The organism is Halorubrum ejinorense (assembly GCF_039522565.1).
GTDB classification, from domain to species: domain Archaea; phylum Halobacteriota; class Halobacteria; order Halobacteriales; family Haloferacaceae; genus Halorubrum; species Halorubrum ejinorense.
In genome coordinates this window covers 412,368-434,375 of the sequence record NZ_BAAADQ010000002.1, presented here as the reverse complement: position 1 = coordinate 434,375, position 22,008 = coordinate 412,368, and the positions used below count along the sequence as shown (strand labels likewise).

Genomic DNA, 22,008 nt, shown 5'->3' with positions numbered 1-22,008 from the left:
TCAGCGGCCGAACCCCTCGGCGGCGACGACGCGCCGGACGCCGAGGTAGGCGGCCGCCGCGATGGCTGCGTACGCGACCACGAGGACCCCGGTCGTCGCGTCCGCGCTGTCGATCGCCAGCCGCGCCACCGCGTTGGCCGGGCCGCCCGCCATCGCCGTCGCGCCGCCGAACAGCACGAGGACCGCGACGGAGTAGAGTAGCTGTGCCGCCTGCCGGTCGGGGGCGACCGCCGAGATACCGACCGCGACCGAGACGACGAGCGTCGTCAACGCGGTCATCAGCGCGAGTATCGGGCCGACGTTCGCGACCGACGTGCCGTTCGCCTCGAGGAGCAGCAGCCACAGCAACGCCTGTCCGGGGGCGATCCCGATCGCCGCGGCCGCCTTCCCGTCGACGATATCGGCGACCGTGACGGGCGCGACGCGAAGTAGCTCCAGCGTGCCCTGATCGATCTCTTCGGTGATCGAGTCGACGACGAGTGACCCCGAGATGAAGACGGGAAGGAACACCAACACCGGGATCAGGACGGTGTATGTGAACGAGAAGTACGGGCTGGTCTCGCCGCGGTCCGGGAGCGGCAGCGGCGACTCCTCCAGATACGAGGCGCGCGCGTCGCGCTCGTTCAGCTCGTAGGCACGGAGGAGATCCCGGAGCTGTACCACGATCACCGTCGTCTCCACGGTCGCGTCCGGGGCGGTGACGACGGTCGACACCCGCCCCGACTCCGTGCGAGTCGCGATCACCACCGCGTCGGCCGCGTTCCGCTCGAAGGCGCTCCGCGCGTCGGCCGGGTCGGCGTACGGCGTGACCGACGCCCCCGGGACCTCGGCCGCCGCGCGCTCTAAGTCGTCGACCGCGTCGCCCGCGCCCGCGACCTCGATCTCCGCGCCGTCGAGCGCGCCCGGGTCGTACATCGAGACGAGCCCGACGACGAGGAACGACGAGAACGCCGCGATGAACAGCTGGATCGCGATCGCCAGCAGGATCGTCTTCTCTGCGCGCAACCCGGCGAGTTCGCGCCCGGCTATCGTCAGGCGGCTATCCAAGGCTCACCACCCCCGCGTTGTAGGCGGCGTGACCGAGCGTCGCCACCACGAGCGCGACCGCGTAGGCCGTCCGACCGCGGCTCGCTCCCACGGCGGCGACGGTCGTCGTGACCCCGTGGAGGACCAGCGGGGCGAAGAACAGCGCCGCCAGCGCGACCGGCGGGAGCCCGGAGAGCCCGGCCACGTCGCCAAACGCGGCGCGGCCTAGGAACAGCTCCGTGAGCCCGACCGCCTGAACGACCGCGGTTGCCTTCTCCGCGAGGAAGAAGCCGACCGCCGAGGCGAGCCCGACCGCGAGCGCGACGCGGAGCGCGCCGCCGACGGGGCCGTCGTCGGTCGGCGACTCGGAGGCGTCTCGCCTCGACCGTCCGAAGACGCCGCGCTCGAAGCCGGCGTACAGGCCGATAGACTTCGCGACCTCCTCGATGAACGCGATGGTAACGAGCAACACCGGGACCGACACCGTGATCGGCAGCGCGAACAGCACCGCGACGGCCAACAGCTCGGCGACGAACACGAAGGGGATCGTACAGGCCGTGAGGAACGCGACCGACACGAGCGCGCGCAGCTGGCCGCGCCCGAGGAGCGATCCGCCGGCGGACACGGGTGCGAGCCGCACCGCGAGCGCGTCGAGGAACTTCCGGCCCACCGGCTTCTGTGAGAACATGTCCTCCTCGCGGTAGACGCCGAGCCCGAGGCCGAAAAGCAGCGTCGCGCCGACCGCCATCGGCACCGTCGAGAACAGCGCCTCGCCGACGGAGACGGCCTCGCCCTGGAGGTCGAAGACGACGAGCGTGAGCGGGGAGACGAGCGCCACCGGCGTCACGTTCGTGAAGATGGCAGGGACGAACGCGTACGTCGTCAACAGGACGCTCACGCCCACCGTGACGAAGGTGAGCTCCTTGAACGAGCGCGCGAACATCGCGCCGACGAACGTGGCCCCGAGGAACGTCGCTGCCACCGGTGCGACCGCGAACACCGACAGCGGCCCGCCGCCGACCGCGAGCGCGATGAGGGACGTGACGGCCGCGGCGCCCGCGGCGTACGGCAGCGTCTTGCCGGCGACGATCTCCGCCGGCGACAGCGGCGTGACGAGGAGCGGCTCCCCGCGGCGGTTCGTCCGCTCGTCGAGGATCGACGAGCCGTACGCCTGAATTAGGAAGTTCATCGGCACGAGGAAGACGAACGCGAGGAGTAGCGAGGTGAACGGGAACGGCGGCGTGATCGACCCCGGCGAGCCGACCGTGTCCGCGCCGAACGCGCCGCCGCCGATCGACGGCACCGCGAACCCGCCGTCGTCCGAGCCGCCGTCCGCGTCGACGGAACCGGCGCCGTCCGGCCCGCTCCCGTCGGTCGCGTCGCCGCCGTCCGAACCGCCGGCGGAGCCGCCGCCCGTCGCGTCGCCTCCGCCGGATCCGCCGCCGTCGGTCGCGTCGCCGCCGCTCCCGCCGAGGGTCGCGCCCTCGTCGAACCCGGTCGTCCGACCGGCGTACCGAAGCGTGACGGTGATCGGGAACGCGGCCGTCCGGTTCGGCTCGGCCCGCATCAGCCGTTCGTTGTGCGCCTCGACCGCCTCGCGGACCGACGCGGCCGCGGCCTCGCCCTTCCGCGTGTCGCTGGCGCGGACGACCACCTCCGTCACCTCGGCGGCGTCTATCGCGCCGTCGTCCTCGGCCCCCGCGGCCACGACCGTCACCACGACGGCGTCGGCGGAGTCACCGAGTGACTCGGGGCCCGCCGAGACGGGGCGGAGCGACGGGTTCGCCTCGACGGCGTCCGCGTACGGAGAGTCCGCGTCGACGCCGACGCGGTAGATGTCGCGGTCGACGTCGAGGCCGGCGACGCCCGTCGCCACGCCGACGCCGACGACGCCTCCAGCGACGAGGAGGAGGGCGAGCCCCGCCGTGAGCGTCCGTCGGTCGACGCCGCCGGTCGCGCGCGACGACTCCCACTTCGCGACTCGGAGGACGCGGCGGACGCCGACCGCGAGCCGCTGGGCGACCCGGCGCAGCCGATCGATCACTCGACGGCCTCCGTCGGCGTCTCGGCGTCCGTCTCGTCTTCTGACCCCCCGTCCGACCCGGCCTTCGCGTCGGCCGCGTCGCCCTCCGTTGCGTCCGCGTCTGGGTCGCCGGTGTACCGGCCCGGCATCGGGCGGCCGACGATGTCGAGGAACACGTCCTCGAGGCTCGGCTCTCGGCTCCGGATGTCGACGACCTCGCCCCCGGCGTCGGCGACGGCCTCGCGGACCGCCGCGATCGCGTCCATGCTCGGGACGGTCGTTCGGAAGCGGTCCCCGACGGCCTCCGTCGGCGCGTCGAGGTCGGCGAGCGCGCCGGTCGCGGTCGGCTCGACGTCGGTGAACACGCGGTAGGTCGTCTCGCCGTGGCGCTCGCGGATCCCGTCGACGCTCCCGCGGGCGACGATCCGCCCCTCGTTCATGACCACGACGCGGTCACAGACCGACTCGACGTGATAGAGGTTGTGCGCCGAGAAGACGACGGTCTTCCCCGTCTCGCGGAGCTCTCGGGTGAACGCCAGCACGGAGTTCGTCGTCACCGGGTCGAGCCCGGAGGCCGGCTCGTCGTACACCAGCACGTCCGGGTCGTTGACGAGCGAGCGCGCGATTGCGACCTTGCGTTTCATGCCCTTCGAGACGTCGCCGAGCCGCCGCTCGCGGTGGTCGAGTTCGAGGCGGTCGAGCGCGGCCTCGATCCGCTCGTCGGCCACGTCGCGGGGCACGTCGTAGAGGTCGGCGAAAAAGCGGAGGTACGACAGCGCGGTCATCTCCTCGTACAGCGGCGACTCCTCCGGCAGGAACCCGAGGTGCCGGCGCATCTCGGGGTCCGACGCGTCGAACCCGGCGACGGTCACCTCCCCGTCCGTCGGCTCGACGAGTCCGGCGATCACCTTGAGCGTCGTCGTCTTGCCCGCCCCGTTCGGGCCCACGATCCCGAACACCTCGCCGTCGTCGACGCTGAAGTCGCTGTCGACGACGGCCGCGAAGTCGCCGTAGGTCTTCCGCAGCCCCGACACCTCGATCATGCGTGCGCCTCCGCCGGGGTTCGGGTTAAAGCCACGCCCTCGGTTATCGGCGGCGAGAACGGACGGACGGACCGGGCGCGACGCCGGGGTTCGCGAGCGACCACCGTCGGGACGACGTCAGTGAGATCGCCCCGGGAGAGCGCGCTCTCGGGTGAGAGCCGAGCCGTCGGCTCCGCGTCGTCGAAAGCGAAAAACGGACCGAAAAAGACCGCGTTACTCCTCTTCTTCCTCTTCTTCGACCGGCCCTCGGCCTCGTTCCCAGACCGCGTCGGCGGACGTGCCGTTCGGTGCCGTGTGAGAGACGTCTTTCATGGTGTCGTTGTCGTTTGCCATCTTGTTCCCTCCTACCGCTAAACCCCGTATTAACCCTTCGTGGAAAGAGATAATGAGTCCTGATACCATATAAGGAATATATATGCTACGTCGCGAGCGCACCTCGATCGGTAGACGAACTTCGGGAAACAGCCCCTTCAGGTGTGCGGAACCGAACGCACGTTCGGATCCATCGGCGATGGCACCGCGATGACCCGCGCGGGTTCGGAGGAAAGCGATCGCGACGATCGAACGTCGGTGGTCCGCGAGGGAACGACGCTGGCGGTCGGCCGCGACGTCGCAGCGCCGCCGGAGGCGACCGCGGAGACGCTCCGCGACACGCGGCGGTGGCCGGAGTGGAGCCCTTCCGTCCGCGCCGTCGAGAGCACGGACCGGTACGTCGAGACCGGAACGACCGGGCGGGTCCGCGTCGCGGGCGCTTGGGTCCCGTTCCGGGTGACGGCCGCGACGCGGCTCCGCTGGGACTGGCGGGTCGCCGGCGTGCCAGCGACCGGTCACCGCGTCGAGCGCTACCCCCGGCGTCCCGATCGGTGCCGAGTCGTCATCGAAGTGCCGCTGCTCGCGGCGCCGTACGTCCCGATCTGTCGCCGCGCGCTCGACCGGTTCGCGGCGCTCGTCGAAGGGGACGAATGAGGGTCCGAAGGGGCCGGCGTCTGCCCGGTCAGTTTTCGTAGCCGCGTTCGAACGGGTCGATCGCCTCGCTCCCGGGGTCGTCCTCGTCGCGGGTGAACCCCGGCCCCTGCGTCGCCAGCTCGAAGACGAGTCCGTCGGGGTCGGTGAAGTAGATGCTCTTGAAGTAGGTTCGGTCCTTCACCTCGGAGACCCGCACGTCCCGCTCGCGCAGGTGCGCCTGCCACTCCCGGAGCGTCGCCTCGTCTTCGACGCCGAACGCGAAGTGGTGGCTCGCGCCCGGCCCGGGCGTCCCCCGCGAGTCCGGGTACTCGAAGTAGGTGACGGTGGTCCCGGGCTCGCCGTCGGGCGTCGACGAGAAGTAGTAGTGGGGCGTTCCCGGGTCGTCGTAGTTCTGGGTCCGCTTGACCGTGTGCCAGCCGAGCACGTCCTCGTAGAACGACTGCGTCTCCTCGATGTCGGTACAGATGTTCGTGACGTGGTGGAGCCCGGTCGTCGGCGGCGGGTCGCTCATGCGTCCGGCCTCGCCGCCGAGACGGTTAGCCGTTCCGGCGGTCACGGTCCGGGAGCGGCCGGCAGTGACGAGAGCGGGGCCCAAGCGCGCCTCAGAACAGCCCGACGCCGACCGCGTACGGCCACGCGGTGCCGCCGACGGCGAGCAGCGCCAGCGCCGCGCCGGCGCCGTAGACGTTCTTCAGGAAGCTCGTCATCTCGTTCTGTCTCTCCTCGGGGTCGTCGACCGACCAGAAGTCGTGCATCGTCACGGCGGAGGCGAGGAGGAAGACGGCGAGACCGCCGGCCGCGACGACGGGGAACGCGCCCGCCGCGACCCCGAGACCGCCGAGAACGAGGACCGCGCCGGACGCGATCACCGAGAACGCCGGCGCCGGGAGTCCCTTGAACTCGGCGTAGCCGGCCATCGTTTCGAGGTCCATGAAGTGGTTGAGCCCCATGAACGCGAGCGTCGCGCCGAACAGGATCCGGCCGAGCAGGAACAGCTCGCCGGCGAGGGCGGTGTCGAACTGGAGCGGTAGCGTCGTGAATTCAGCTAACATCGTGTAACCTGCTATACGGACGTAACCTATTTATCGCTTCCCGGACAATACGGTTAGTAGGTAACACCGATGTCATCGCAGGATCTCGCCGGGACGGAATCGGCGGAAACGACGGCAGGAGAGGCAGAACCGGCCGCGACCGGATCGGAGACCGACGGGAGCGAGTCGGCGACGGGAGCGGAGGCGGCGACCGCGCCGGAGACGCCCTGTCCGGTGATCGACTCGCTCGAGCAGATCGGCTCGAAGTGGCGGCTCGTCGTCCTCCACGAACTGCTCAGCGGCGAGGTGCGGTTCAACGAGCTCAAACGCGAGACCGACGCCAACGCCCGCACCCTCTCGCGCGTGCTCGACGACCTCCAGGAGACCGGCTTCGTCGACCGGAGGCTGGAAGAGGACTCGCCGGTGGCGACGTACTACAGTTTAACTGACAAAGGCGAGTCGCTCGCGCCCGTCTTCGAGGAGATCGACGACTGGGCCAACGAGTGGCTGGCCGAATGTGAAGCGTAAGATCTGGTTAAATATACTGTTGGTCATTTATAAGTGACACTCTGCCTCGTGGCTGTTTGTTTATAAATCGGTACTGGCGAATTGACGGCTAACACCTCCAAAGCCCCAGCCGCGAGGGCGGCGCACGCTCGTTGCGCTCCTCGGTCGCTCGTTTCACTCGCTCCCTGCGGTGCTTCCGTCGCCTGCGCCGCCCTCGCGGCTGCCCCTTTGAGTCCCGCCCCGCACAGCATCGCACCTCTCACCTCCCCAGCCTCGTCAGTCGCCTCCGCTTCGCTCCGGCGACTGACTCCCTCGCGCGTGCTACTCGGCCGCGAGGCGGCCTCGCAGGCACGCGCCACCGCACCAGACCTCGTCCGAATCAGTGGATCGCTGGGAGACACGTACCGACCGATCCGTGACGATTACCCGTTCACCACCTGCCGCTTATAAACAAGATACGCTAAGGGAGCCATCAGAAGGAAGATGACGGCGGTTAGGGCTGAGAATAGCTCGGCGGAATCTATCGCGAAACTGTAGAACATCCCGAATCCGGCGAGAACGTACGCTACAGCGAGTGCCCAAATTACTTTACTCACATGACATAACTGCCATCTAACAATATAAGAATTGTGGAAATATAGGTTGCTAACAGCCACAGATGGGTTAATGTACGGTGATTATGGTTACGCTTTCCGACCGTCAGTTTAGTTATATAAGGTATTGCCGACGGTGGGGTCTCGCCCGTGGGCTTCTCCGCGCCGAAACGCACACCCCTTTCCGACCCGTATGAATGGACGTGTACGCCGGACTGAAGAACACCCCCTGTTGCCTGTGCGGCCGGGACGACACCCACACCCGGATAGCGGTGCCGCCGCGGGCGCTCCGGCTCATGGAGAACGGAGGACCGATCGCGTGGCGCGACGTGGTCGGGACGGTCACGCTCCGCTTTTGCGCCGACGACTGGGACCTCGTAAGCGACCTCGCCATCGAGATGGACGCGCATCCGCTCTCGCGGTGTAACGCGGCGCACGTCTCCCTGGACCTCCGCGAGGACCACGAGGCCCTGCTGTCGGCGACGAAGGCCGAGACGGACCAGACCGAGTTGGAGGCGCGACTGACGCGCGAGGCCGAGGCGACGCTCGACGCGGTCGACGACGCCTACACCGAGGAGCGCGACGTCGTCGAGGCGATAGTGGTGTTGCGCGCGTTAGAGGAACTGGGCGTGCGAGACAGCTCCGGCGACGCCGCGACGGTCGGCGACGACTGACGCCGGACGCCACCTCCGTCGACCCCGGCCCGGCGGTCACCTCTCACCGCCTCCGTCGACCCCGGCCCGGCGGTCGCTCCTCACCACCTGACTTCGAACCCGTCCTCGCCCTCCGGCTCGACGTACTCCGCGTCGACGTCGTCGACGTCCGCCGCCTTGCTCCCCGTCTCGCACCACGCGACCATGTCGCGAACGTCTCCCTCCGGTCCCTCGAAGACGGCCTCGACGCGGCCGTCGTCGAGGTTCCGTACCCACCCGTCGACCCCCGCCTCCCGGGCGGTGTCGCGGGTGGTCGCCCGGTAGTAGACGCCCTGAACGCGACCCGAGACGAACACGTGCGCACGAACGCGGTCGGTCATCGGTGGGTCGTGCGCCCGCCGTCCTGTTAAACGGCCCGCCCGCGAGCGACCGAACCGCGGCGTGACCGTCCGGCCCGCGAGCGACCGGTCCTCGACCGACCGGCCCGCGCGCAACCGACGCCTACTAACTCCCGGGCGCCGAGGTGGCCGACATGGACCTGTTCGGAACCGCCGGTATCCGCGGCGGCGTCGAGGACCGCGTCACGCCGGCGCTCGCGCTCGCAGTGGGGCGAGCCGTGAGCGCCGAGATCCGCTCGCGAGCCGACGAGACGGACGCCGAGTCGACCGTCGTTCTCGCCCGCGACGGGCGAGTGACGGGGCCCGCGCTCGCGGCCGCGATGGAGGCCGGTCTGGCAGCCGGGGGCGTTACCGTCCGCCGCGCCGGTCAACTCCCGACGCCGGCGCTCGCGCACGCCTCTCGCGGGCGGTACGGCGTGATGCTCACCGCCTCGCACAACCCGCCGACGGACAACGGGATCAAACTGTTCCGCGACGGCTCCGAGTTCGACCGCGAACTGGAGCGCGCCGTCGAGGCCGGGGTCGCCGACGAGGAGCCGGTCGCCCCGTGGGACGAGTGGACGGAGGCGGTCCGGACCGATCCCCTCGGCGACTACCTCGACGACGTGCGCGAGTACGCCGCGGGGTTCGGCGCCGACCTCGACGGGCTCAGGGTCGCGGTCGACTGCGGCAACGGGATGAGCGCCCCGGCGACGCCGACCGTCCTCCGCGAACTGGGCGCCGACGTCGTCACGCTCAACGGGAACGTCGACGGCCACTTCCCCGGCCGCGGAAGCAAGCCGACCCCGGAGACGCTCGCGGACCTGCGCGCGTTCGTCGCCGACGCCAACGAGGGGGTCTCGGACCCGGGACGCCCGACCGATGAGGGCGACGGCGAGGCCGAGGGGTTCGCCTTCGGCATCGGCCACGACGGCGACGCCGACCGGATCGTGATCGTCGACGCCGACGGCGAAGTCGTCCACGAGGACACGGTCCTCGCCGTCCTCGCGGAGCGCTACACCCGCGCGAGCGATGCGGCCGACCCGGTCGTCGTCACGACGCCCAACGCCTCCGGGCGGATCGACGAGCGCGTCCGCGAAGCCGGGGGGCGCGTCGAACGAGTGCGCCTCGGCGCGCTTCACGAGGGAATCGCGACGGTCCGGGAGGCGGCCGCGGCCGCCGGGAACGACGCCGGTACCCGCGTCGTCTTCGCGGCCGAACCGTGGAAGCACATCCACGTCGGCTTCGGCGGGTGGATCGACGGGGTGACTTCCGCGGCGGTGATCGCCCGCCTCGTCGCCGCTGACGGACTCGGCGCGCTCCGAGAACCCGTCACCGAACGCCCGTATCGCAAGGCGAGCGTCTCGTGTCCCGACGAGGCGAAGGAGTCGGTGATGGACCGACTGGAGACGGCGCTGCCGGCGGCGTTCCCCGACGCCGCGGTCGACACCGACCACGGCGTCCGGCTGGAGTTCGCCGACGCCTCGTGGACGCTGGTGCGACCGTCCGGCACGGAGCCGTACGTTCGGGTGTACGCCGAGAGCGACGACGTCGACGACCTCGTCGCGGACGTCGAAGCCGTGGTCGAGGACGCCGTCGCGGCGTCGTAGCCCGCCTTCCGGGTCGGGCCTCCCGCCGAGCCGACGCCGCGGGGTTAATCGTTCACAACCGTGGGGAATTCGGATTCGTGGATCGAAATGCGGTGAACGGTCGCTCATTCGGGTCGAATTCGGCGTGCTCTCCTCACGAACGTGCTCCCGCGCCGCGGAGGGAACGGTGAATTTATGCCGCGTTCCGACGGGGTTACGTACGAGATGGCATCCGACTTCGAGCGGCGGCGGTTCATCAAGGCGGCAAGCGCAGCGGGCCTCATCGGCCTCGCCGGGTGTAGCGGCGGCCCGAGCGACGGTGAGGACGGCTCCGACGGCTCTGACGGGTCAGACGGAATGGACGGCGACGACGGTGGGGACGGCGACGACGGGTCCGACGGCTCCGACGGTGGGGACGGCCCGGCGGCGAACATCGGCATGGTCTACGCGACCGGCGGCCTCGGCGACGGGTCGTTCAACGACCAGGCCCAGCAGGGCGCCATTCAAGCCGAAGAGGAACTGGGGATCGCGTTCCGCGAGTCCCAGCCCGACGAGGTGGCGCAGTTCAGCACGTTCCAGCAGCAGTTCGCGGGATCGGACGACCCGGACTACGACCTGGTCTGCTGTATCGGCTTCCTCCAGGCGGACTCCCTCGCGGAGTCGGCCTCGTCGTACCCCGACCAGGACTTCATGATCGTCGACTCGGCGGTCGACGCCGACAACGTCGCGAGCTACGTCTTCCAAGAGCACGAGGGGTCGTACCTCGCCGGGCTGATGGCGAGCCTGCTCACGACGCGCTCGTTCTCCGCCGGCGCGGGCTCGACCGCGGGCGACTCGACGAACCTCGGGTTCGTCGGCGGCGTCGAGTCCGACCTGATCCAGAAGTTCCAGGCCGGCTTCGAGGCGGGCGCCTCCGCGGGCAGCGACGACGTGGACGTCAGCGTCAACTACACCGGGAGCTTCAACGACCCGGCGGCGGGCCGCGAGGCGGCGAACGCGATGTACAACAGCGGGGCCGACATCGTCTACCACGCCGCGGGTAACACCGGCACGGGCGTCTTCCAGGCCGCCCAAGAGCAGGAGCGGTTCGCGATCGGCGTCGACCGCGACCAGTCCGTCACGCGCCCCGAGTACTCCGACGTCATCCTCGGGAGCATGGTCAAGCGGGTCGACACCGCCGTGTTCAATTCGATCGAGGCGACGGTCAACGACGAGTTCCCCGGCGGCTCGAACGTCGCGCTCGGCCTCGAAAGCGACGGCGTCGAGCTCGTCTACGGCGACCAGCTCGGCTCGGAGATCCCCCAGGAGATCCGCGATCAGGTCGCGACCGCCCGCGACGACATCATCGCCGGCGACATCGACGTTCCCTCGGAGCCGTAACGGTCACCGAACCGACGCGACCCCTTCTCGCGTTCCGCGGTAACGGGCAGTCGTCCGGTGGCTTCCGCGGACGTATCCAAACATATTCAGCCCCCCTCGAACCAGAGATAATCAGACCAATGGCCTCAGCCGTCCACCTCGACGGGATCACGAAGCGGTTCCCCGGGGTCGTGGCGAACGACGACGTCGACCTCGAAGTCGAGCGCGGCACCGTTCACGCACTCTTAGGCGAGAACGGGGCCGGCAAGACGACGCTGATGAACGTTCTCTACGGCCTCTACGAACCGACGTCGGGGACGGTCCGGCTCGACGGCGAACCGCAGGCGTTCCGCTCGCCGCGGGACGCGATCGACGCCGGAATCGGGATGATCCACCAGCACTTCATGCTCGTGGACCCGATGACCGTCACCGAGAACATCACGCTCGGCAACGAGCCGCGGAAGTGGGGCGGACTCGCGGTTGACCGAGCCGGCGCCCGCGAGGCCGTCGTCGATCTCGCCGACCGCTACGGGTTCGACGTGGACCCGGACGCGCGTATCGAGGACGTCTCCGTCGGCGAGCAACAGCGCGTCGAGATTCTGAAGGCGCTGTACCGCGGCGCCGACACGCTCATCCTCGACGAGCCGACCGCCGTCCTGACGCCCCAAGAGGTCGAGGAGCTGTTCGACGTGCTCGACGAACTCACGGCGCAGGGGAAGACGATCATCTTCATCACGCACAAGCTCGGCGAGGCGATGCGCGCGGCCGACGAGATCACCGTCCTCCGCGACGGGAAGAAGGTCGGCGCCGTCGACGCGAACGCGACCAGCCAGGAGGAGCTCGCGGAGCTGATGGTCGGCCGCGAGGTCCTCTTAGACGTCGATCACGGCGCCGCGGAGACGGGCGATGTCGTCGCGTCGGTCTCGGACATCGTCGTCGAGGACGACCGCGGCGTCCGCGCCGTCGACGGCGTCTCCTTCGACGTCCGGGCCGGCGAGGTGTTCGGGATCGCGGGCGTGGACGGCAACGGCCAGTCCGAACTCGTCGAGGCCGTCACCGGGCTTCAGGACGCCGACGCGGGCGAGATCCGCTTCCTCGGCGAGGACGTCACGACGGCCTCCCGACGCCACCGGATCGACTCCGGAATGGCGTACATCCCAGAGGACCGTCAGGAGCGCGGGCTCGTGATGGAGTTCGACTTAGTCGAGAACGGGCTGTTGGGCAGTCAACACGGACGCGAGCTCGCGCCGAACGGCCGGATAAACTGGGACGACACGCGGGACCACGCCGACGCCATAATCGACGAGTACGACGTGCGACCGCCGGACGCGGACGCCGAGGCGCACTCGCTGTCGGGCGGCAACCAACAGAAGTTCATCGTCGGCCGGGAGTTCGAGCGCGACCCCGAGCTGGTGGTCGCCTCGCATCCGACGCGGGGCGTCGACGTCGGCTCGATCGAGTTCATCCACGAGCGACTGCTCGAACTCCGGGAACAGGGCGTTGCGATCGTCCTCGTTTCCTCGAAGCTCGAAGAGGTTCAAGGGCTCTCCGACCGGCTGGCGGTCGTCTACGAGGGGGAGTTCATCGACGTGGTCGACCCCGACGAGACGACGGAAGAGGAGCTCGGCCTGCTGATGGCCGGGGAGCGTCCGGGCGACGACGGCGGGGGCGGTGACCCGGAGGCGACGACGAGCGAGGCGGAGCCGAACGCAGCGGCCGACACCGACGCCGCGGACGGTGAGCGCGCGTGAGCGCCGCCGACCGCGCGCGCGGCGCGCTCGAACGGCTCGTCGAGGCGTCGGCGACCGAACGCATCCTGATCAGCTCGGCGGCGCTCGTCCTCTCCGTCCTCATCGGTGCGGTGCTGGTGCTGGTGGCCGGCCGGATGACGAGCTGTACCGCCGGCGAGGCGGTGTACTACTTCGGCACCGGGTTCTGTTACGACCCCGTCGTCGTCTTCGATCGGCTGTTCCTCGGGGCGCTCGGCGACCCGTTCAGCGGGGGCTGGTCGCCGGAGGGGCAGTTCTCTGTGACGCTCAGGGAGACCACGCTCCTGATCTTCACCGGGCTCTCGGTCGCGCTGGCGTTCCGCGCCGGGATATTCAACATCGGGACCCAAGGGCAGATGGTCGTCGGCGCGCTGGCGACCGCCCTCGGCGTCCTCTGGGCGTCGGCGTTCGTCTCCGGCGTCGTCGGCACCGTCGTGTTGATCCCGTTCGGGCTCCTCGTCGGTGGCGTGGGCGGCGGCCTCTACGGGTCGATTCCGGGTCTGCTGAAGGCGTACGCCGACGCCAACGAGGTGATCACGACGATCATGCTCAACTTCATCGCGACCGGCGTGGCGCTGTACCTGGTCAGCGGGATCTTCAAAGACCCCAACAGCGCCGCGAACCAGACCGTCCCGCTGCCGGAGTTCGCGCAGTTCCCCGCCGTGCTGTTCGGCGCTCGCCAGGACTTCTCGCTCGTCGCGCTCCTGTTCGGGCTCCTCGCCGTCGGCGCGCTGTACTACGTCCTCGAACACACGGCCTTCGGGTACGACGTCCGCACGAGCGGTGTCCAGCCCGAGGCGGCCGAGTACGGGGGCGTCGACTCCAAACGCACCATCGTCGCGAGCCTGACGCTCTCGGGCGCGCTCGGCGGCGTCGCGGGCGCGATGTACGTGATGATGATCCTCGGGACGTTCCAGACGGGGATTCCGGCCTACGGCTTCGACGGGATCACGGTCTCGATCCTCGCCGGCAACAATCCCCTCGGGGTCGGCGTCGCCGCGCTGCTTTTCGGCGTGTTGAAAAGCGGGACCACGGTGGTCCAGTTCGCGACCGACGTGCCGCCGCAGCTCGTGGGCGTCCTCCGCGGGCTCATCATCCTCTTCGTGGCGATGCCGGAGTTCTTCCGGCTGCTGGCCAAGGGGCTCCCGGGCGTGGGGTCGAAACCGGAGGCGGTCGCGACCGACGGCGGCACCGTCGTCGAGGAGGGGGGTGAGTCCGATGAGTAACGTCGACGCCGAGGGCGCGGCCGTTGACGAGGACGGTCTCCTCGACCGGTACTCGACGCGCGCGCTGTTCGCCGGAACGACGATCGGAGCCGTCGTCGCGCTGCTCGTCGCGGGCCTGCTGTTCCCGGACTCGCTCGCTGGGACGCTCGCCGCCGTCCTCACGAGCGAGAACACGCTGGCCGCGGCGCTGCGGCTCTCCGTGCCGATCGCGTTCGCCGCGCTCGGCGGCATCTTCGCGGAGAAGTCGGGCGTGATCAACATCGGGCTGGAGGGGCTCCTGATCATCTCGGCGTTCGGCGCCGTCTACGTCACCGAGGTCACCGGCGGCGTCTGGATCGGCTTCGTCAGCGGCGTGATCGCGAGCACGCTGCTCGCGGCGCTTTTCGCCGTGGTGACGATCAAGTTCCGCGCGGACCAGATCATCGCCGGGCTCGCGGTCTGGCTCATCGCGCTCGGGCTCGCGCCGTTCGCCTCGCAGGTGATCTACAGCAGCCCGAACACGCCGATCGTCGCGACCATGGGGTCGATCACCGTGCCGGTGCTCGCCGACCTGCCGTTCTTCGGGGCGCTGTTCTCGGCGTCGCCGTCGGTGTACCTGCTGTTCCTCGCCGTCTTCGCCTCGTGGTACGTCTTCGAGCGGACGGCGTTCGGTCGGTGGATCCGCGCAAGCGGAGAGAATCCGAAGGCGCTCGACACCGCCGGCGTGAGCGTCACCCGCGTCCGGTACGCGGCGGTTATCATCTCCGGCGTGCTCGCGGGGATGGGCGGCGCGGCGCTGTCGCTCGACCTCGGGCAGTTCACGGGGAACGGGCCGACGATGGTCAACGGGAAGGGGTTCATCGCCATCGTGGCGTACCTGTTCGGTAACTACAACCCGATCGGGGCGTTCCTCTCGACGATGCTGTTCGCGGGCCTGGACGCGGTACAGACCGTCCTCCAGCTACAGGGGATCGGCGTCCCCCGCCAGCTGATCCGGATCACCCCGTTCGTGGTGGTCATCATCGTGCTCGCGCTGGTCGGTCGGACGCAGCTCCCGGAGGCGGCCGGCGAGCACTACGACACCGAGGAGTGAGCCGACGGCGGCGCGGCCGTCGCGGCCGGGTGTCGGACTATTCTCGCGGTCAGTCGGACGCGCCGGCGTCGTCCGCCGGCGACGGCAGCCGGAGGTCGGCGAAGGCGTCCGTGTCGCCGACGCCGGTCACCAACTTGACCTCGTCGGTGATCGGCACGCCGACGCAGGAGAGCCGGGCGTTCGCCTCTCGGATCTGCTCGTCCGAGAGCACTGACTGTCCCGGCATCGCCACGTCGCCTTCGACGACGGTCACGGCGCAGTTCGAGCAGGCGCCGCCGCGGCAGGCGTACGGCCACGACCGACCGCCGCGCTCCGCGGCCTCGAGGATCGACTCGCCGGGCTCGACGAGGAAGCGCCCGTACTCCGGCAGGTCGAGGTCCGCCTCCGACGCCTTCTCGAAGAGGTCCTCGTCGTCGATCGACCAGCCGCGTTCGGTCAGCGCGCCGCGGTCGAGGTGGTAGACGGTCGACGGCGACCCGGTGCGAACCGGCTCGACCGACCCCTCGGCGTACCGCCGGACCACGTCGGCCGCCTCGGCGACCGGCTCGCCGTCGAGCGCGTCGAACCAGCCGCGGACGGTCGCGGGCGCGAGGTTCGACTCGTCGGCGACCGCCTCGATGTCGACCCCTTCGAGCCGGGCGACCGTCGAGGCGAACCCGGGCGAGTCGAGCGCCTCGATCGTCTCCACGATCCACTCCTCGGACCGGCCGTACCACGAGGCGAGCTCCGCCGTGCCGATCCCCCTGTCGTACGCCACGGCGATCATCAGCGCCGCGGTCGTCTCGGCCGACCGGACCTCCGGGAGCCACGCCCGAAGCCGATCTGCGTCGACCTGCTCCAGTTGACCCATAGACATGAAGCCGGTCTGGACGTTGTTAATAAGCGAGCCTGAACAGTTAGGTTTCCGCACGGAGCCCGGCGACCTCGGGGTGAGCCCGGAAATCCGTCCCCTCACTCCCGACCGAAACGGGAGCAAAGAGTTTTGCCGGACGCACGACACGCTTCGGTAATGGATATCGACGAGTACGACGTGGTCGTGGCGGGCGCCGGCACCGCCGGCTGCTACGCCGCAGCGACGATCGCGAACGAGGGGCTCGATGTCGTCATCGTCGAGCGGAAGGACGAACAGGAGGCCGGCCACATCGCCTGCGGCGACGCACTGAAGGGCGCCGACGCCTTCCCCGAGGCGATCCCGAAGGACCGACTCGAACCCGCGTTCACGAACACGGGCGTCGACCACGGCCGCTTCGAGATCCCGCAGGAGGACACGATCTTGGAGATCCCCGTCCCCGGCGAGCTCGCCGTCATCGACCGCTGGGAGTACGGTCGACAGGTCATCGCCGGCGCCGAGGACGCGGGCGTCGACTTCCACTACGACACGGTGATCAGCGACGTGATCCAAGACGGCACGGGTCGCGTCACCGGGCTGCGAGCCAAGCGCAAAGGCGACCCGGTCACCTACGCGTCCGACCTCGTGATCGACGGCCTGGGCTCGCTCTCGCTGCTCCAGGACAAGGCCGACTTCGAGGACGCGACCTTCGACACGAACGTGCGCTACTCGCAGTTCTGCTCGGCGTACCGCGAGATCGTCGAGGTGCCCGAGCCGGTCGAGTGGGACGACGCCTTGGTGTTCAAAGCGACCGACCGCGCGGCGGGTTACCTCTGGTACTTCCCGCGGACCTCGACCGAGATCAACGCCGGGCTCGGCTTCCAGATGAACGAGGAGCCGATGCAGCTGGTCGAGGCGCTGAAACGCGACCTCCGGAACCGCCCCGAGTTCGAGGGCGCGGAGGTCAAGGACAAACTCGGCGCCGCGCTGCCCACCCGACGCCCCTACGACTCGGCGGTCGCGCCGGGCTACATGGCGGTCGGCGACGCCGCGGGCCACGTCAACCCCACGACCGGCGGCGGCATCGCCGGCGCGGCGTACGCGGGCAAGTACGCCGGCGAACAGGCGGTGAAGGCCATCTCCGACGGCGACGTGACCGAGGAGAACCTCTGGCGCTACAACACCAGAGTAATGGACCACTTCGGCGGTCGCTACGCCGGCCTCGACGTGTACAACGTCCTCTCGACCGCGGTCGACGTCGACGACCTGATGGGCCTGCTCGCGTCGCTGCCCGGTGAGAAGCTCGCGGAGGCGCTCTACGAGGGCTCGACCTCGATGTCCTTCGGGCTGAAGGTGAAGGCCGCGATCAAGAGCTTCGGCTACTGGGGAACGATCCGGAACTTCTACCAGACGAAGTCGCTGGCCGACGAGCTGCTCGCCCACTACGAGGAGTACCCGACGAGCCCCGCCGCGATGGCCAACTGGACCAGCGAGCGCGACGCCATCATGGACCGGGTGTACGAGACGACCGGCGCCGACGCGAAGTACTGAGACGCCGGCCGATCGACCGCGACTCACCCAATGAGCGACTACCGACTCACGACGGTCGAGACCGTTCGCGAGCGGGGATCGTGGGCGTTCACCGCCCGCGAGGGCGACGCGGACCGCGAGGTGTTCCTCGTGCCGTGCGCCGACGAGCCGGACGGCGGAGTGGACCCCGAGGATTCAGACGGCGAAGGGCAACCGGTCCGCGCGTGGATCAACCGCTGTACTCACGAGGACCAGCGGCTCTACCGCGAGGAAATCGGTGCGGTCACGCGGGGCGGCTCCGTCGTCTGCCCGAAGCACGGCTCGGCGTTCGACGCCTGCGAGGGCTCCTGTGACGACGGCGAGGCCGCGGGGACGACGCTCCGCTCGATCGACGTCGACGTGCGCGACGGGGCGGTGTTCCTCACCGACGACGACCTCGCGTACCTCTACGAGGGGCTGCCGGACGACGACGGCGACGACGAGGGGCCGTCGTCGAGCTCGCACTTGACTTTCTGACCGCGCCCGCCGACGCCGACCTCGACCGGCTACGGCCGCGTCTCGGCCACGCGCCGGATGGCGCCCGCGAGCACGTCGACGCCGACCGAGATGTCGTCTTCGACCGTGTCGAACGTGCTCGTGTGGTGGCCGCCGGGGTGGTCGGTCCCGACGCCGACGTAACAGGCCAGCCCGCCCTGCTCTTGGACGCGGTTCATCAGGAACGTGGCGTCCTCGGAGCCGCCCAGCTCGTCGCTGTCGACGATGTTCGTGACGCCCGCGACGTCGCCCGCGGACTCTCGGACGTGCCCGGCGAGGGCGTCGTCGCTCGTCGCGCTCGGCGCCTCGCCCAGCGTCGACACGTCGACCTCGCAGTCGTGCATCTCGGCGGCCGAGTCGAGGATGCGGTCGGCGTGGTCGGACATGTACTCGGCCAGCTCGGTCGAACCGCCGCGCAGTTCGCCCTCGATGTGTGACTCCTCGGGGATGATGTTCGTCGCCGTGCCGCCGCCGACGAGCCCGGCGTTCACCCGCGTTGGGCCGTCGGCGTGGCGCGGGATGGAGTAGAGGTTCTGGACCGCCGCCGCCATCGCCTGAACCGCGTTGCGTCCGGCCTCCGGGCGGGCGCCGGCGTGGGCCGGCGCGCCGGTGAACTCCGCGAGGAAGTGTCGCACCGCGAGGAACCCCTCGACCCCGCAGACGACCTCGCCGGAGGGGTGATCTAACCCGACGTGGACCGCGTAGAGGTAGTCGACGTCGTCGAGGTGGCCCGACTCGGCCATCGGTTTCCCGCCCGCGACCTGCTCTTCGCCCGGCTGGAAGAACACCTTGAGGGTGCCCGAGAAGTCGGAGTCGAGGACGGCGTCGAGCGTGGCGAGCCCGATGGTCGCGTGAGCGTCGTGGCCGCAGGCGTGCATGAACCCCTCGTTCTCGGAGCGGAACCCCTCGGCGGCCGGGACGTGCTCGTCCGACTCCGACTCGGTGATCGGGAGGGCGTCGATGTCGACGCGGAGTCCCACGACCGGCCCCTCGCCGCGCTCGGCGACCGCGACGCAGCCGGTGTAGCCGCCGGAGAGCCGGTCGAGGATCTCCGGGTCGGCGCCCGCCTCGCGGGCCCGCGTCTCCCACTCCGCGAGCTCGTCGTCGTCGGGGACGTTCAGGCGCTCGTCGGTCGCCAGCGCGTCGGGCCCGACGTGGAGCGCCGTCAGGTCGCGGTCCCGAAGGGCCTCGACGATGCGGGCGGTGGTGTAGAACTCGCGCCACGCGGGCTCGGGGTGGCGGTGGAGGTCGCGGCGGAACGTCCGGTACTCGTCTGCGTCGAGAACGCTCATACCGGTCGGTGGCTCGGCGACCGCTTAAACGATCGCCCCGCGGACAGCGACGGGGGTCGCGCGGCCCTCGCCTCACTCGTCGGCCGAGCCCATCCGGCCCGAGTAGTCCCACGTGTGGAGCCGCTCGGGCCGGATCCGGATCTCGACCTCCTCGCGTTCGGGGCGTAGGAGTCGCTCGCCGGTCGGGTTGTCGACGCCGCCGAGGTACTTCTCCAGCAGCGACCGGAGCAGGTCTTTGTCGTCGTCGGGGAGGACCGTCGCGCGGCCGCGGCCGCGGACTCCCATGTACGGCGGGTCGTTCGTCGACACGTCGAAGGAGACCTCGTCGTCGTGGCCGACGAACTCGACGAGGTCCGCGTCCGCGCTGGTCGCACAGCGGATCGCGTCGCTCGGACCGTCGGGGTCGTCACCGGGGTCGGGGTCCCACGCGAACCACAGCGAGACGATCCACGGGCGGTCGCTCGGCGTCCGGCAGCCGAGACGGACCGGGACGCGCGCCGCGGAGAGGTAGTCGTCGACGCGGTCGCGGTCCCACGGGCCGGTCGGTTCCATGTGATCGCAACGGTCGCTCGCCGCCTAACAGTTGCGGCGGGCGCGTCGAGGCGGGCCGGCGGGTCCCGCTCGGCGACCGCGGAACACAAGAGAATTGACCGTCCCCGCGCGAGTGGAGGTATGACCGACTACTTCGAGGTCCACGAGCGCGACGGCGCCGCTCGCCTCGGCGAACTCCGCCTCGCCGAGTCCGTGTCGACGCCGGCGCTCGCGGACCCGTTCCTCGACGACCCCGGCAGCCTCTGGGCCGCCGAGCAGGGGGTGCCCGAGGGCGACGAGGCCGCGCTGACGGTGTTGCCGCACCGGTCGTTCCCCGCCGGCACCCGCGACGAGGTGCGCGAGTCGTTCGCGGTCGACCACCCCGACGTCGAGTTCCCCTCGGCGGCGGTCGTCGACAGCCGCGGCGCCGCCGACCTCGGTGCGGACGCCTACCTCCTGTCCGACGCGCAGGGGTTCGTCGGCCACGGCGAGGCGTTCCGCGACGCGATCGTTCGGGCGAAGGCGGCGCTACCGCCGGACGCGGCCCTCGGGCTCTCCGGGGTCGCGACGCCGCGGAACGTCGCCGTGCTCGCGTACGCCGGCGTCGACCTCGTCGACGCGACGCTCGCGCGGACGAAGGGGACGCAGGGGCGATACCTCACCGCCGACGCGGCCCACTTCCTCGAAGACCTCACGGAGCTGCCGTGCGCCTGCCCGGCCTGCGCGAAACCCCGCGGCGAGTTCACGCGCGCCGACTGCGCCGAGCACAACGTGAACGCGCTCCGCGCCGAACTCCGTCGGGTCCGCGAACGGATCCGAAGCGGCCGCCTGCGCGACTACGTCGAGGGACAGGCGCGTCACGAGGGCTGGCTCACGGCGACGCTCCGCGAGTTCGACGACCAGTGGGGATACCTCGAGGAGCGGACGCCGCTCATGCGCGACGCCGAGGTGACCGCGGCCTCGGCGGAGACGCTCGACCGCGTCGAGATCCGGCGGTTCGCCGACCGCGTGACGAGCCGCTACCGGAACCGGTTCACCGACCAGCCGCTCGTCTTGGTCCCCTGCTCGGCGACGAAGCCGTACAGCGACTCCCAGAGCCACCGCCAGTTCCACGACGCGGTCAAGTGGCGCGGCCACACCGTCTCGATGACCTCGCCGATCGGCGTGGTCCCCCAGGAGCTGGAGACGACCTACCCCGCACAACACTACGACTCGGTGGTCACCGGCGACTGGAGCGAAGACGAGATCGAGTTCGTCGCCGAGGTCCTCCGACGATACCTCGAACGCAACGACTACTCCCGCGTGATCGCGCACGTCCCCGAGGACGGCTACCGCGAGATCTGCGAGCGCGTCGAGCGCGACCCCGCGGTCGACCTCGACTTCGAGTACACCTGCGTCGACCACCCGACGACCGACGAGTCGCTCGGCGAGCTGAACGCCGCGCTCCAGGGCGAGCCGGCCTACAGCAAGCGGGAGCGCGAGCACAACACCGTCCGCGCGCTCGCGGACTACCTGCTCGGCGACGGCGCCGGCGACGACCTGTTCGGGGGCGACGCGGGAGCGAGCGCCGATATCCGCACCACCGGACGCTACCCGAAGCTCCAGGTGTGGGGCGACGACCCCGACGCGGGCCGCGAGGGGGAACCTGGCGAGCAGTTAGCGACGATGGTTCCGCAGTACGGCACCCTCTCATTCACCCTCGACGGCGCGCGCCGCTGGGTCGAGAGCGACGCGCCGACGAAACGCGTCGAGATCGACGCGTTCGTCCCGCACGGTTCCGTCCTCGCGCCCGGCGTCGTCGACGCGGACGACAGGATCCGAGTCGGCGACGAGGTCGTCGTCGAGGGGCCGAAGGCGTTCGCTGTCGGCCGCGCGGCGATGTCCGGCCCGGAGATGGCGGGCTCGACGCGCGGGGTCGCCGTGGAGGTCCGGCACGCCGACGAGAACTGACTGGGCCGGAGAGCGGTAGGTCGGCCGATCGGGCCGATCGGGCCGGACGGGTCGGCCGCACCACCGAGGCACTCTCCCGTCTCGTCCGAGAGGGGCGACGGACGACGC

General features: G+C 70.2%; 21 protein-coding genes. 11 read left to right on the top strand and 10 right to left on the bottom strand.

Translation table 11 applies throughout. The features are described from left to right. The 4 genes from ABDZ89_RS04305 to ABDZ89_RS17160 all read right to left on the bottom strand — a co-directional run bounded on the left by ABDZ89_RS04305 (nt 1) and on the right by ABDZ89_RS17160 (nt 4,425). Nucleotides 1-1,047 carry an ABC transporter permease gene (locus tag ABDZ89_RS04305; RefSeq protein ID WP_343776950.1) on the bottom strand — a complete coding sequence of 349 codons (1,047 nt, stop codon included), beginning with the start codon at nt 1,045-1,047 and terminating at the stop codon, nt 1-3. Then, on the bottom strand, nt 1,040-3,070 hold the full coding sequence (locus ABDZ89_RS04300; RefSeq protein WP_343776949.1) for an ABC transporter permease family protein: 2,031 nt from the start codon (nt 3,068-3,070) through the stop codon (nt 1,040-1,042). Before ABDZ89_RS04300 ends, ABDZ89_RS04305 begins: the two co-directional genes overlap by 8 nt. Then, complete coding sequence (locus tag ABDZ89_RS04295; protein WP_343776948.1) at nt 3,067-4,092, bottom strand: ABC transporter ATP-binding protein; 1,026 nt, start codon at nt 4,090-4,092, stop codon at nt 3,067-3,069. Before ABDZ89_RS04295 ends, ABDZ89_RS04300 begins: the two co-directional genes overlap by 4 nt. 213 nt (nt 4,093-4,305) lie before the next feature. After that, nucleotides 4,306-4,425 carry a DUF7989 family protein gene (locus ABDZ89_RS17160; RefSeq protein ID WP_464388570.1) on the bottom strand — a complete coding sequence of 40 codons (120 nt, stop codon included), beginning with the start codon at nt 4,423-4,425 and terminating at the stop codon, nt 4,306-4,308. 189 nt (nt 4,426-4,614) lie between these two features. Here ABDZ89_RS17160 and ABDZ89_RS04290 point away from each other — a divergent pair, with 189 nt between their 5' ends. Then, on the top strand, nt 4,615-5,058 hold the full coding sequence (locus ABDZ89_RS04290; RefSeq protein ID WP_343776947.1) for an SRPBCC family protein: 444 nt from the start codon (nt 4,615-4,617) through the stop codon (nt 5,056-5,058). A gap of 28 nt (nt 5,059-5,086) precedes the next feature. Here ABDZ89_RS04290 and ABDZ89_RS04285 read toward each other — a convergent pair whose 3' ends face one another. Together ABDZ89_RS04285 and ABDZ89_RS04280 are read right to left on the bottom strand one after the other, a co-directional pair. Continuing rightward, entirely contained in the window at nt 5,087-5,569 is a 483-nt protein-coding gene (locus tag ABDZ89_RS04285) for a VOC family protein (RefSeq protein ID WP_343776946.1), read from the bottom strand. A 91-nt stretch (nt 5,570-5,660) separates the two neighbouring features. After that, complete coding sequence (locus ABDZ89_RS04280) at nt 5,661-6,110, bottom strand: DoxX family protein (RefSeq protein WP_343776945.1); 450 nt, start codon at nt 6,108-6,110, stop codon at nt 5,661-5,663. A gap of 69 nt (nt 6,111-6,179) precedes the next feature. Here ABDZ89_RS04280 and ABDZ89_RS04275 point away from each other — a divergent pair, with 69 nt between their 5' ends. Then, on the top strand, nt 6,180-6,617 hold the full coding sequence (locus tag ABDZ89_RS04275; RefSeq protein ID WP_343776943.1) for a winged helix-turn-helix transcriptional regulator: 438 nt from the start codon (nt 6,180-6,182) through the stop codon (nt 6,615-6,617). Nucleotides 6,618-7,392: 775 nt separating this feature from the next. Beyond that, on the top strand, nt 7,393-7,863 hold the full coding sequence (locus tag ABDZ89_RS04270; RefSeq protein ID WP_343776997.1) for a DUF7960 family protein: 471 nt from the start codon (nt 7,393-7,395) through the stop codon (nt 7,861-7,863). An 80-nt stretch (nt 7,864-7,943) separates the two neighbouring features. Here ABDZ89_RS04270 and ABDZ89_RS04265 read toward each other — a convergent pair whose 3' ends face one another. Then, on the bottom strand, nt 7,944-8,222 hold the full coding sequence (locus ABDZ89_RS04265; RefSeq protein WP_343776942.1) for an acylphosphatase: 279 nt from the start codon (nt 8,220-8,222) through the stop codon (nt 7,944-7,946). A 152-nt stretch (nt 8,223-8,374) separates the two neighbouring features. Between ABDZ89_RS04265 and ABDZ89_RS04260 the strand changes: the two genes are divergently transcribed. From ABDZ89_RS04260 to ABDZ89_RS04240, 5 genes are all read left to right on the top strand, one after another. Beyond that, a complete protein-coding gene (locus ABDZ89_RS04260) occupies nt 8,375-9,829 on the top strand; it encodes a phosphohexomutase domain-containing protein (protein ID WP_343776941.1) in 1,455 nt (484 codons plus the stop codon). Nucleotides 9,830-10,033: 204 nt separating this feature from the next. Next, the gene (locus tag ABDZ89_RS04255; RefSeq protein WP_343776939.1) at nt 10,034-11,188 is read left to right on the top strand and encodes a BMP family lipoprotein; all 1,155 of its coding nucleotides are present in this window, start codon (nt 10,034-10,036) and stop codon (nt 11,186-11,188) included. 119 nt (nt 11,189-11,307) lie between these two features. Continuing rightward, a complete protein-coding gene (locus tag ABDZ89_RS04250) occupies nt 11,308-12,918 on the top strand; it encodes an ABC transporter ATP-binding protein (protein ID WP_343776937.1) in 1,611 nt (536 codons plus the stop codon). Then, on the top strand, nt 12,915-14,162 hold the full coding sequence (locus ABDZ89_RS04245; RefSeq protein ID WP_343776935.1) for an ABC transporter permease: 1,248 nt from the start codon (nt 12,915-12,917) through the stop codon (nt 14,160-14,162). Before ABDZ89_RS04250 ends, ABDZ89_RS04245 begins: the two co-directional genes overlap by 4 nt. Next, a complete protein-coding gene (locus ABDZ89_RS04240) occupies nt 14,155-15,234 on the top strand; it encodes an ABC transporter permease (RefSeq protein WP_343776933.1) in 1,080 nt (359 codons plus the stop codon). Before ABDZ89_RS04245 ends, ABDZ89_RS04240 begins: the two co-directional genes overlap by 8 nt. Nucleotides 15,235-15,283: 49 nt before the next feature. Here the strand turns inward: ABDZ89_RS04240 and fer are convergent, their stop codons facing one another. Further along, the gene (fer, locus tag ABDZ89_RS04235; protein WP_343776931.1) at nt 15,284-16,084 is read right to left on the bottom strand and encodes a ferredoxin Fer; all 801 of its coding nucleotides are present in this window, start codon (nt 16,082-16,084) and stop codon (nt 15,284-15,286) included. Nucleotides 16,085-16,243: 159 nt separating this feature from the next. Here fer and ABDZ89_RS04230 point away from each other — a divergent pair, with 159 nt between their 5' ends. Both ABDZ89_RS04230 and ABDZ89_RS04225 read left to right on the top strand, forming a co-directional pair. Next, entirely contained in the window at nt 16,244-17,614 is a 1,371-nt protein-coding gene (locus tag ABDZ89_RS04230; RefSeq protein ID WP_343776929.1) for a geranylgeranyl reductase family protein, read from the top strand. A 30-nt stretch (nt 17,615-17,644) separates the two neighbouring features. After that, entirely contained in the window at nt 17,645-18,109 is a 465-nt protein-coding gene (locus tag ABDZ89_RS04225) for a Rieske (2Fe-2S) protein (RefSeq protein WP_343776927.1), read from the top strand. 29 nt (nt 18,110-18,138) lie between these two features. Here ABDZ89_RS04225 and ABDZ89_RS04220 read toward each other — a convergent pair whose 3' ends face one another. Continuing rightward, nucleotides 18,139-19,419, bottom strand: coding sequence for an amidohydrolase (locus ABDZ89_RS04220; protein ID WP_343776925.1), 1,281 nt, complete (start codon nt 19,417-19,419; stop codon nt 18,139-18,141). A gap of 72 nt (nt 19,420-19,491) precedes the next feature. After that, nucleotides 19,492-19,971: a pyridoxamine 5'-phosphate oxidase family protein gene (locus ABDZ89_RS04215; RefSeq protein WP_343776923.1), complete on the bottom strand. Its 480-nt coding sequence runs from the start codon at nt 19,969-19,971 to the stop codon at nt 19,492-19,494. A gap of 120 nt (nt 19,972-20,091) precedes the next feature. Here ABDZ89_RS04215 and arcS point away from each other — a divergent pair, with 120 nt between their 5' ends. Next, nucleotides 20,092-21,900 (top strand): archaeosine synthase subunit alpha, encoded by a 1,809-nt coding sequence (gene arcS, locus ABDZ89_RS04210; RefSeq protein ID WP_343776921.1) that lies wholly within the window; start codon nt 20,092-20,094, stop codon nt 21,898-21,900. The last annotated feature ends 108 nt before the right edge of the window (nt 21,901-22,008 follow it).